The organism is Prevotella pallens ATCC 700821, from assembly GCF_000220255.1.
GTDB classification, from domain to species: Bacteria; Bacteroidota; Bacteroidia; order Bacteroidales; family Bacteroidaceae; genus Prevotella; species Prevotella pallens.
The window spans coordinates 62,645-74,507 of record NZ_GL982514.1; the positions used below are offsets into that span (position 1 = coordinate 62,645).

Here is an 11,863-nt window from a genome sequence, read left to right on the forward strand (position 1 = left end):
TTTTTGCCTTGCTTTTATGGCATAATGGCAGCCCGAAAATAAATATATAAAAATGTAAACTGTTGGTATTTGCCTTGCTTTTATAGCGGAAATGGCAGCCCGAAAGTAAATATATAAAAACATAAAATGTTGGTATTTGCCTTGCTTTTATAGCGAAATGGCAGCCCGAAAGTAAATATATAAAAACATAAACTGTTGGATTTTGCCTTGCTTTTATGGCAGAACGGCGACCTGAAAATAAATATATAAAAACATAAAATGTTGGTGTTTGCCTTGCTTTTATAGCGAAACGGCAGCCCGAAAGTAAATATATAAAAACATAAAATGTTGGATTTTGCCTTGCTTTTATAGCGAAATGGCAGTCCGAAAATAGAAATATACAAATATGAAAAAGCTTATAATAGACCATTTCAGTCTGCGTTCTAACGAGCTAAAAGTGCTTAAGGTGTTAGAAATAGTGTATGTTTTTTGCACCGTTGCTCTTTTTCTGGTTATGGTAAACCAGTGTGGCGAGACGCTTACAGAGGGTAGCGTGTCGGTTTCTGATGTAGTTTCCATCACCGCCGAAGGGTTAATTTTGTTTTGCGAAGTGGCATTTTTAGCCATTTTGCAGCGTGGTTTAAATGGGGTAGGGCACCAAAAGTCCCTTGTTAGGTGTGCCAACGTGCTCACTACAGTTATGGGGTTAGGTGTTGTTTATGCCATTTTGGGCAAATTTTCGTTGCTTTATTATGGCACCGAAGACCTTCCCGACTTACTCGATTGGACGGCGTTTCTTTCCCATTTGTTCTACCTTGTGTTTGCGTTCGGTGTGTTTGCGTGGGTTTATTTCCACGCTTCCAGCAAGTTGTGCGCCTATCTTCGCTATGCGCTACTTGCGGCATTGTTAGCGTTTATTTTTATTGTTGCATCTACATGGCTGGTTTTGCTTAACTTTCCAAGTCTGTTTACAGCCATCACGCTCACAATTTCGATTGCGTTTCAAACCGGTTGTTTCTTGCTTTTAACCCGAATGCTAAAGTATAGAGGCAACAAAACGGACGCCGACAACAACCATTTCGACACATCGTTCAACCATTAATACGATATATAAGGTGGAAAATTTATTTACGAACAAACATAATAATATAAAATATAATAAGGTATGAAGAATATTAAAGTAGTATTTGCAAATCAGAAAGGTGGAGTAGGTAAGAGCACACTATGTATGCTGTTTGCCAATTATTTAAGTTGGAAAGGCAAACCCGTGTGTATTATCGACACCGACTTACAGAAAACCATTTTAATGCAGCGTCAGAAAGACGTCCAAATATACGACGAAGAAGAGCCATACAGTGTGCAAAGCTTCGATGTAAGTGCTCCCGAGCTGATGCAACAGCTAATGGAGTCGGCTTCAGAGGTAGAAGGTTACGTGCTATTCGACTCTCCAGGTAACGTAAGCGAGGACGGATTGGTGCCCCTTTTCACCAATGCCGACTACATTGTGTGCCCTTACGAATACGAAGACAAGACGTTAGACTCTACCGGAGTGTTCGTTCAGGTTATTAATGCCCTAAAAGATGTGAACCCAGAAATGCACGCTCAAATATTTTTTGTGCCAAACCGAATAGACCCCCGTATAGGAACATCGGACGAGCAACGTATGTGGAGCGACACCAACGACATATTTTCGCAGATTGGAAAGGTTACTCCTATGGTGAACAGTAGGGCTACACTGAAGCGCATAAACACCTTCGAACTGCTTGCCACACAGCGAGAAGCAGTGAAGGGAGCATTCGAATATATGATAAAACGAATGAAGTAGACATGCAAAACCCCCTTTTTGCAATGTAAAAAGTGGGTTTTTGCACGCCAAAAACCATACTTTTGCAACGCAAAAAGTAGGTTTTTAAAAACTAGAACATACAGCAAAAAAATAAAGCAACATACTATTATGGTAAAGAAAAAAACAAGAGTTATAATGCCAGGCGGTATTTCTGGATTAGTAAACAAGGTGCAAGGCATAGAGAAACCCACAGTTACACCCCCTGCAGAGCCCGAACCCGAAGAAGAAATAGCACCCGAACCCGAACCCATTCGCGAGCCTGTGCACCACGAACCCACCCTGCACACCAAGCCAGCGGCACCTGCCGACGAGAAAGACAGGTCGGCTCCGGCAGCTAAAAAGTTGCCAAAAGCCGAAGGAAAAGAGCTTGCGCGCGAATACACACTACAACAAGGCGATACCACAGACAGTTGGCAGATGTTTTTAGACCTGGCTAAAGAATACAAGTTGCGCGATTCTAAGTTGGCAACAGTGTATATAGACTCCGATTTAAAAAGTGTTCTCGACCGTCTGAAGTCAGCCAACAGCATAAAAATGCCATCAACAGCGCTGCTCAGTTCCATAGTAGCCCGTTTCGTGTTCGACCACGAAAAGAACATAAAAGAAGCCATCTACGGCGACAGTTTGTTGTAGTAGAGTAGGGGAGAAGTGGCGTGTTGCCACCCATTGGCAGCCGTAAAAGTCCTATTTATCGTGCCCGCATATCCGTATTCACCCACAAAAAGGGTGGCGGAAATGTGCGTGCGGTGGTGTGAATGCACGTATTCGGTAATGTGGATATGCGTGTGCGATGATGTGAATATACATATTTGATAATGTTAGGATACGGGCACGATGAATCGGTCCCCTACGTCTGGCGGAATGTTCGTTGCGCATTTCACGGATTGTTCGTTGGCATTTTGCGGAATGTTTTGTGTGTATTTCGTTGGTGTTCGCCACGTTATCGCAATCCGTCAGCAGCCGTAGGGGACCGATTTATCGTGCCCGCATATCCGTATTCACCCACAAAATGGCAAACGGATATGTGCGTGTAATAAAATGAATGCACATATTTAATAATGTGAAAACACGTAATTGATAATGTGGATATGCGTGTGCGGTAATGCAAATGCACGTATTCGGTGAAATGAATATACGTATTCAATAATGTGAAAACACGTAATTGATAATGTGGATATGTGTGTGCGTTGAAACGGAAACACGTATTTGATGACGTGAATATACGTATTTGATTATGTTAGGATACGGGCACGATGAATCGGTCCCCTACGCCTGGCGGAGTGTTCGCAACCAATTTCGTGGGTGAGCGTTGGTATTTCACGGAATGTTCGTTGGACATTTCGTTGGTGTTCGCAACGTTATCGCAATCCGTTCGCAGCCGTAGGGGTCCGATTTATCGCGCCCGCATATACGTATACACCCACAAAATGACAAACGGAAATGCGTGTGCGGTGATGTGGAAATGTGTATTTAATAATGTAAAAACACGTATTCGGTAATGTGGATATGCGTGTGCGTTGAAACGGAAACACGTATTTGATGACGTGAATATACGTATTTGATTATGTTAGGATACGGGCACGATGAATCGGTCCCCTACGCCTGGCGGAGTGTTCGCAACCAATTTCGTGGGTGAGCGTTGGTATTTCACGGAATGTTTGTTGGTATCTTGTGGAGCGTTTTACCACTAACAGGCGTATCCCATAACTATCAGTCGCCCTTTCCCACCCAAGTACACAAGCCTACCGTATACCATTTCCTATTTTGCTGTCATTTCTATCACTCTTCTTCTGCTTTTAATCATCTGTGTATAAGCTAATTAAGCAAAGTGTTAAAAGTGACAGCAACTAAACATTAAACTTAATTAGGGGTTTGATGCTTTTCGCTTGGTTACATTTGCACTTTGAGAAAACGTCCATAATATGATAAATTCCACCGAAAGAAGTGATATTCTCGTTTTTAATTGCTACCTTTGTCATGTCAGATTTTTGCTTACTTGTTATGTTTGCAGCACCAAGATAGGTGAAATTTCTGACATATCTAAGTGTTTTGAGAACTTTGTTTCTCAGGCACTTGGAGTTCTCACAAGAATTTATGCTGCGGAATTAAGGATATATATTATAAGCAATAGATGAGACAACAGTATCAAAAAGAATTAGAAAACCGACTCGTTATACCCACTTTACAGTTTTTGCACCGCGAGCATTCAAGCGGTATTGTGCTTGGCATCTTTGTGTTATTGGCCTTAGTGTTAGCCAATTCGCCCTTGCGCGACACTTATACACATTTTCTTGAGCATCATTTTGGTTTCTCTATCAATGGTCAAAACTATTTGGATTTTAGTTTAGAACATTGGATTAACGATGGATTGATGTCGATGTTCTTCTTTGTTGTGGGGCTGGAACTCAAGCGTGAGTTTATTGGTGGCGAGCTACGCGACCTTCGTAAGATTACACTTCCAGTAGTGTCAGCCCTGTGTGGCATGCTCTTTCCTGCGGTTATTTATCTTATTTTCAATGCTGCAACTCCCACAACGCATGGTTGGGGCATACCCATGGCCACGGATATAGCCTTTGCTTTGGCTGTGCTTCAGCTCTTGGGCAATCGCGTTCCTGTGTCGGCGAAGGTGTTTCTCACCACGTTAGCCATTGTCGACGACCTTGGTTCGGTGGTTATTATCGCACTTTTCTATACCACCGAAATTTCATTTGCCAGCTTAGCCATAGGCTTTGTAGTGCTTGCAGTGATGCTAGTGGGCAATCGTTTGGGTGTAAAAAGCGTGTGGTTTTATGGCGTTTTGGGTATTGGCGGAGTGTGGGTGGCCTTCCTCACATCGGGTATTCATGCCACAATATCAGCAGTTTTGGCGGCTATGGTTATACCTGCCGATGCTCGTATACCCGAAGCAGCATTCCTAGCACGCATTAAGAAGCTTACGCGACAGTTTGAAAACGCTGCGTCCAATGATGTGCGAACCCTCGAACCCGAACAAGTGGAGATATTGGCACGCGTACAAGTCGAGTCGGCAAAGGCCACTCCGCCACTTCAACGGCTCGAACATGGGCTTCATCCCTTTGTTGCATTTGTGGTGATGCCCATCTTTGCGCTTGCCAATGCTGGCGTTTCGTTTGTTGATTTAGATTTTGGCATGTTGTTTTCCAATGGAGTTGCCATTGGAGTTATGACCGGTTTGCTTGTTGGTAAGCCAGTGGGAATAGTCTTTGCTGTGTGGATATGCGAGCGTTTGGGTATTGGTAAGCGTTCGCGTGGCATAACTTGGCGCAGCATTATTGGGTTGGGTTTTCTTGCAGGCATAGGTTTCACCATGTCTATGTTTGTGACGATGCTTGCTTTTACATCGCCCGAACATGCCATACAGTCTAAGATAGGCATTTTTGCAGCATCCATCATGGGTGGAATTGTAGGATATATGTGCTTGCGTAAGTCTAATCGTGGCATAAAAAAAGCGCCTAACTGAGGTTAAGCGCTTGGTATTTCACGGAATGTTTGTTGGTATTTTGCGGAGTGTTTTGTGTGTATTTCGTTGGTGTTCGCAACGTTATCGCAATCCGTCAGCAGCATTTTGGCAAACCGTTCGCAGCCGTAGGGGACCGATTTATCGCGCCCGCATATACGTATACACCCACAAAATGACAAACGGAAATGCGTGTGCGGTGATGTGGAAATGTGTATTTAATAATGTGAAAACACGTAATTGATAATGTGGAAATGTGTGTGCGATGAAACGGAAACATGTATTTGATGACGTGAATACACGTATTTGATAATGTGGAAATGTGTGTGCGATGATGTGAATGTACATATTTGATGACGTGAATATACATATTTGATAATGTTAGGATACGGGCACGATGAATCGGTCCCCTACACCTGGCGGAATGTTCGCACCCCATTTCGTGGGTGAGCGTTGGTATTTCACGGAATGTTTGTTGGTATTTTGCGGAGTGTTTTGTGTGTATTTCGTTGGTGTTCGTGGGTTTTTCACGGTGTGTTCGTTGCATTATCGCAGACCGTCAGCAGCATTTTCGCAAACCGTTCGCAGCCGTAGGGGTCCGATTTATCGCGCCCGCATATACGTATACACCCACAAAATGACAAACGGTAATGTGTGTGTGATGATGTGGAAATGTGTATTTAATAATGTGAAAACACGTATTTGATAATGTGGATATGCTGGAGCGTTTTACCACTAACAGGCGTATCCCATAACTATCAGTCGCCCTTTCCCACCCAAGTACACAAGCCTACCGTATACCATTTCCTATTTTGCTGTCATTTCTATCACTCTTCTTCTGCTTTTAATCATCTGTGTATAAGCTAATTAAGCAAAGTGTTAAAAGTGACAGCAACTAAACATTAAACTTAATTAGGGATTTTGATGCTTTTCGCTTGGTTACATTTGCACGCACAACACACCCTATCCTTCCCCGTTTTCCCATGATCTAAAGACACATTTACAAAATAAATGTTGTATATTTGCAGTTGGTATGCCTACGACAGCTGGAACCGGGTGCAGACGATGACTTATCCTGACGGTGAAGTGGTGGCTTATCACTACAATCAGGACAGGTGGAGAGTCTGACGAGCAATAAACAGGGACGTCAGAGCGTTATTGTTGATAGGATAGGTTACGACAAGGAGGGTCACATGGTCTATACGAAGCTCGGTAATGGCACGGAGACCACCTATACATATGACAAGCAGCGTGAACGTCTGCAGGTGATGAACCTTACAGCGGACGGTCAGACTGTGATGGAGAACAGGTATCGTTACGATGCCGTGGATAATATCCTCGGTATCACGAATGCTGCCGACCCAACGTCGCTGACGAGACTCAACAAGGCGAAGTTGGGAGGAAGGAGTATGCATACGTATGAATATGATGAGCTGAACCGTCTTATTCATGCCAGTGGTAAGGCGAAGCGTGCATCGTATGATATGGTGATGTCGTTCGGACGGATTATTGCTCCATTGATGAGTTAAAGTTTTGATTTCCTCTATTAGATGATAAAGACAATTATATTATTGGTAATAGTTTTCTATACATTTCCATGCCGGAAGATAAATGCTCAAAGCAGAGATACCTCAAATATCTTTGCAGGATATTACATAGCTGTTTACAATAAGAGCGATTTATCACATAAAAAGATAAGAAGACATCATAAACATTCTTATAACACAGCTATTGATAGCAGATACAGAACTTATTTTATTCCGATAAAAATTGGAAAAAATAATATTAATCAAGAAAATATATGGAAAGAGGTAACGGACAATAAAACAGAAAGCGATACAATCTTTATTTTTCCGGACTCTACGGATATAAAGCTATTCAAACAAATTGGGCTGATCGATAGCAATATCTCTGATAAAAAACATCTCTTGCTTCAAGAGATAAAATCCTTACCCTATTATAATACCGCATCAAACAAAGCATATCTATTCAAATGTCTTTATGTCAAAGGAACCTTTTTGCAACTAAGGATAGACACTATAGACAAGAATTGGCAAGATTATTTGTTAGATATATATTCTATTTCAACAAAGAAAAAGAAAAAACTACTTCTTGTTACAGGCATAGATAGTTTGCATTCTATAAAAAGCGATGGAACATCTATACAAGCACGTCCCTATATCAAAACAGGGCAACAAAAGCCATGCACAGCCCTCATAGTAGGCAACTGGTTCGCTGGCGAGGAAGGATATATCAGAAAGGAAGCCCTGCTTGAACAGGGCGAACCATTCGTTTCGTGGATAAGATGCAACGACTGCCCACAGATAAGATTTAACGAGAGCAACAGCGGCTCCGTCGTCTACCCTGGTCCACCTGTAAGCTGGAACGACCCAAGCAACCCTGATGACCCTCAGGCTGGATATGGCTATATTCCTAACGATACCACGAAAGAAGAAACTTTCTTCTATCACAGTGATCATTTAGGCAGTATAATAAAATAACAATACCAGATAATATCAGAAAAGATTATGTTTATCGAAATGAAAGCTATTTACAGAGGATAAAATCAAAGATGCGGGTGTCACCCGTTTTTGAGAGGAATGGAATTTTTATTCATGATGGCAAAAGTACAGCAAAATTCTCTCTAATAGCGACAGGTACATTTGGTAGAACTATATTCTGGCGTAAAAAATAATTTTATATGAAAAAGTTTATTCTTATTTTATTCATTCTTATTTTTTCAGCTCCTAGTATAAATGGGAAAGCTCAAAGAAAATGGCAAGGATATTTAATTCCACAAGAGTATGTTATTGTTGATAGCCTTACCTTAAATGGACAGAATACCCAAATAGCTATATTTAGCCCTTATAGTATGACAGCTGACGGTTGTGAAAAATACGTTGATAAAGGGGAAAATAGGATTCTTTTGATTAAGCGTGATTCTCACTTTTATAGATTTGATAATGTTATATCTAATGACGTTTATGGTTATATTGATGGGAACGAAAGTCTTAAAGAAAATGGAAATGGATTTGAATTGTGGTTTGAAAAAGGGCAGAGTTGTACTTTTGAGTATCACATCTATATTGGATTTTTTAATTCAAAAATTAAAATAACGCACATTACATTAATTACTTTATGTAATGATAAAAAGAAGGTAAAAAATATAAGATATAAAAACTTTTTACTTAAGAATTTTCATCGGAATTTAATCGATAAATTAAAAAATAAATATAGCATGTAATCTATTAGAAAGATATTTATCTTATGATCATATGCTATACTGGGATGAGGAGAACCGCCTGATGGTACTCTCTGACAACGGTAAGACGAGTCGTTATACTTACAACGCCGCCGGTGAACGTATCATGAAGAGTTACGGTACGATGGAGGGCGTGTACATCAACGGTGCGGCAAAGGAAACGGCCATCCGCGTTCATACCATTCAAGTACCAGGGACAATATGCGGATAAGGAGACGGGACTTTATTATAATAGGTTCCGCTACTACGACCCAAGGACTGGAGCATACATCAGCCAAGACCCGATAGGGTTGGCTGGTAACAATCCTACGTTGTACGGGTATGTGAAAGATGCTAATGATATGTTGGACATCCTAGGATTAGATGTTTACAAACTTGTAGCCTCTTCTGACGGTTGGTATCCTGTCTATGAAAAAGGGAAAAAAGACCCCATTGCTTATACTCGACTTGATAAAGGTGATGTATATAAGATAGGTGAATCTCAAAAATCCTCAAATAGATATTCTTCTACAAGGATGGATGAGGTAAGAATAAATAAGTCTAAGGCTACTTCTGTTATGATTGGACCTGATGGAAAAGCTATACAGGGACAAACGGCCGGATTAAATATGAAGTATATTGATACAGGAGAGGCTAAAAGTGCAGACAGGCTTTTAGAAACAATGAAATTAAAAGAGTATCATAAAGAGCATGGTAAATTACCTGCTGGAAATAAGACCTTCCATTAAAGAATGAAACTATGGCAGTTTTTTTTAAGATATTGTGCGAACAGCATTATCCAGGGACTCAATTAAAGTTAGAGTTACTGAACAGAGTTGTAGACTATTTTATGGATAATCTACAGGATACAATTTGGCAAAATTCTATATCAAACAAATTATGCAAAGAAGGAAGTAACCATAATGCGTTGCTAATTGTTTTGAGATTGTTTTATGAAAGTGAGATTGTAGAGGGGAATTTAAAATCGTATGCTCGGTATATAAAACAGAAAGAAAGACTTGTAATAGATCAAATGTTGATTTTAGATAATTTTTTGAAATTATCTGAGGATGAAATGATCGATAATCTTTGTGATGAGGTATGGTTATATGTAGAATCGTGTTTAAGAAAATACATTGGACGTTTTCATGATTTTGATGCTGCAGCATTCATTCCCATGCTGGAAGAACGAATAAAATATATAAAAGAAAATTTCCATAAAAGGTAATAAAAGTACGAAGATGCCGAGACTGGACTGTATTATAATCGTTTCCGTTACTACGATCCGAATGCGGGGAGTTATATCAGCCAAGACCCGATAGGGTTGGTAGGCGAGAATCCTACTTTGTATTCACATGTTAAATCACCTAATTCCCAATTAGATCTCTTAGGGCTAGATGTGTATGCGTTGGTTGCGACTCATGATGGATGGTATCCTGTCTACGAATATGGAACAAAAGATCCTATTGCATATACAAAACTGAATAAAGGTGATGCTTACAAAATAGGAGAAACTCAACACCCTAAGACCAGATATTCTCAAGTGCGTCTTGACGAAGCAAGGATTAATAGATCAAAGGCCACAGCTGTCACCTTTGATGCGATGGAAACATTATTCCTGCAGGTGTTAAGATGAAACCAATATCACAGGGAGGAACAAAAAAAGCTGATCGTCAACTGGAAAACAGCTTATTAAAAAAGTATAACGAAGAGCATGGCCACCTGCCTGCTGGCAATAAACATTATTACTAAGCAAAAAGTATGAGCGTATTTTTATTTTCAACTTATGAGTTAGATTCCTCTGGTGCACATTCTACAGATTTGCGTATAGGAAAAGTTCTTGATAATATTGTCGATAGCTTGAATGACTTATATTGGCAGGAAACCTCTAAAGACTTTGCAGGAAGTACTGTAGGTGAAGCTCATGTCTTTATTTATGAGCCTAAATATAGAGGAGCAAATAGCGTTTGGGAACAAGATGAGTTACCTATTTTAAAGAAAAAAGGAATTCCCGTCTTTGAACATAGGATTGATGCAGATGGCAATATAAAAGTTAAACAAATTCATCATTAATAGGCTATGGATAAAGAAAAGTACACGGTAAGGGGAGAAAATGGAGAGTTCTTGGCACTATTAAGACGTGGAGGTATTGAGTATGTAACCTCTACGGGAATTTCTTACTATATTGATTCAGAAATGGTATCTTCAGATGAGTGCGACTTTGTCATATATTCATCTTATATCAAATTGTATCAAGATTATAAAAAAGAGAAGTCTTTAGACAACATCGAATATTTTGAAAAATTTGATGATAAGACAGGAATAGGAAAAGGATATATTAGGTATAAGAAGAGGTTTGATTCACATATTTCAAGAAAGGAAAAAGACTATATTCTTAAACGAGTAAAACAAATGTGTACCAAAGCAGGCATCAAAATATGCATCAGTGAAAGCTAGTTTCGATACGTTACAAATAGTAGATGATGTTGAAATTCCTAAGGGAAAATGGGGAAAGGCAGATTATTTAGAACCAATAACGAAGGATTTCCCTGAATTTGGTAAAGGAGGTGCAACACAAGCAATTACTCATAAAGAAATAAAAGTAGATAAAATTGAACATTTAGATTTACATTAATTATGATACCCTACGCTACAAGTAATGACATTGCAAGATGCAAACGTGTCATAGAACGTCAATTAAGAAAACATTCTATTGTTGTGGATTCAAAAGAACTAGATAAATTGACAATTGAAATCATGGACTTAGCGTATGCAAAAGGTGGTAGCTATTCGGATAAGACAATAGAACAATTCGCAAAGGTGTATATAGCTAATTTTCGATTATAGTTAGAGATAAACGGTTTCGCGTGGCGGCATTGTCGCCCCGATTGATAAGGAGGGCAACAAGGTATGGGAGCAGGAACTTGACATCTTCGGAAGGAAGAGGACGGGCAACAATAAATCCTCCTTCATTCCGTTCAAGTACCAGGGGCAGTATGAGGACGTTGAGACGGGACTTTATTATAATAGGTTCCGCTACTACGACCCAAGGACTGGAGCATACATCAGCCAAGACCCAATTGGGCTAATGGGTGGCAATCCAACGTTGTATGGATATGTAAAAGATCCTAATGCAATTGTAGATTTTTATGGTTTAATTGTTGTTTATAGAGCAGTTAATCCTATACAAGAATCATCTGTTAATACAGGTACTAGTATTCAGCCCAAGGATGCTAATGCAAACTATAGCATTCAAGAGTATGTGGAAAATGGTAAATTAAACACGCAATATATATCTACGACAAAGGAGATGGACAGAGCT

At 39.9% G+C, this 11,863-nt stretch carries 12 protein-coding genes and 4 pseudogenes; all 16 read left to right on the top strand.

The window, feature by feature from the left end; translation table 11 throughout:
* Nucleotides 1-385 precede the first annotated feature (385 nt).
* Nucleotides 386-1,081 (top strand): hypothetical protein, encoded by a 696-nt coding sequence (locus tag HMPREF9144_RS09440; protein ID WP_006045767.1) that lies wholly within the window; start codon nt 386-388, stop codon nt 1,079-1,081.
* Between the two features lie 63 nt (nt 1,082-1,144).
* On the top strand, nt 1,145-1,804 hold the full coding sequence (locus HMPREF9144_RS09445; RefSeq protein ID WP_006045768.1) for a ParA family protein: 660 nt from the start codon (nt 1,145-1,147) through the stop codon (nt 1,802-1,804).
* A 129-nt stretch (nt 1,805-1,933) separates the two neighbouring features.
* Nucleotides 1,934-2,458, top strand: coding sequence for a hypothetical protein (locus HMPREF9144_RS09450; protein WP_006045769.1), 525 nt, complete (start codon nt 1,934-1,936; stop codon nt 2,456-2,458).
* A gap of 1,498 nt (nt 2,459-3,956) precedes the next feature.
* Nucleotides 3,957-5,303: a Na+/H+ antiporter NhaA gene (gene nhaA / locus HMPREF9144_RS09455; RefSeq protein WP_006045771.1), complete on the top strand. Its 1,347-nt coding sequence runs from the start codon at nt 3,957-3,959 to the stop codon at nt 5,301-5,303.
* 1,086 nt (nt 5,304-6,389) lie between these two features.
* Nucleotides 6,390-6,820, top strand: a pseudogene (locus HMPREF9144_RS09460) (RHS repeat domain-containing protein); the annotation flags it as partial.
* 789 nt (nt 6,821-7,609) lie between these two features.
* Nucleotides 7,610-7,789: pseudogene (locus HMPREF9144_RS14005) on the top strand (hypothetical protein); the annotation flags it as partial.
* Between the two features lie 212 nt (nt 7,790-8,001).
* Nucleotides 8,002-8,544, top strand: a complete 543-nt coding sequence (locus tag HMPREF9144_RS09470) for a hypothetical protein (protein WP_006045774.1) — start codon at nt 8,002-8,004, stop codon at nt 8,542-8,544.
* Between the two features lie 58 nt (nt 8,545-8,602).
* Nucleotides 8,603-8,713 (top strand): annotated as a pseudogene (locus tag HMPREF9144_RS13815) (RHS repeat-associated core domain-containing protein); the annotation flags it as partial.
* Nucleotides 8,714-8,741: 28 nt separating this feature from the next.
* Nucleotides 8,742-8,930, top strand: a pseudogene (locus tag HMPREF9144_RS14010) (RHS repeat-associated core domain-containing protein); the annotation flags it as partial.
* Between the two features lie 371 nt (nt 8,931-9,301).
* Entirely contained in the window at nt 9,302-9,769 is a 468-nt protein-coding gene (locus tag HMPREF9144_RS09480; RefSeq protein WP_006045776.1) for an Imm44 family immunity protein, read from the top strand.
* 27 nt (nt 9,770-9,796) lie between these two features.
* Complete coding sequence (locus HMPREF9144_RS12975) at nt 9,797-10,177, top strand: RHS repeat-associated core domain-containing protein (RefSeq protein ID WP_257009660.1); 381 nt, start codon at nt 9,797-9,799, stop codon at nt 10,175-10,177.
* Nucleotides 10,178-10,302: 125 nt separating this feature from the next.
* Nucleotides 10,303-10,614, top strand: coding sequence for a hypothetical protein (locus HMPREF9144_RS13820; protein WP_006045779.1), 312 nt, complete (start codon nt 10,303-10,305; stop codon nt 10,612-10,614).
* 6 nt (nt 10,615-10,620) lie between these two features.
* Nucleotides 10,621-10,998: a hypothetical protein gene (locus HMPREF9144_RS09495; RefSeq protein WP_006045780.1), complete on the top strand. Its 378-nt coding sequence runs from the start codon at nt 10,621-10,623 to the stop codon at nt 10,996-10,998.
* Nucleotides 10,988-11,176, top strand: coding sequence for a hypothetical protein (locus HMPREF9144_RS09500; protein WP_006045781.1), 189 nt, complete (start codon nt 10,988-10,990; stop codon nt 11,174-11,176). Before HMPREF9144_RS09495 ends, HMPREF9144_RS09500 begins: the two co-directional genes overlap by 11 nt.
* 2 nt (nt 11,177-11,178) lie before the next feature.
* Nucleotides 11,179-11,388 (top strand): hypothetical protein, encoded by a 210-nt coding sequence (locus tag HMPREF9144_RS09505; protein ID WP_006045782.1) that lies wholly within the window; start codon nt 11,179-11,181, stop codon nt 11,386-11,388.
* 82 nt (nt 11,389-11,470) lie between these two features.
* Nucleotides 11,471-11,863 (top strand): RHS repeat-associated core domain-containing protein (locus HMPREF9144_RS13940; RefSeq protein ID WP_306420068.1); only part of this gene is annotated, 393 nt, incomplete at its 3' end.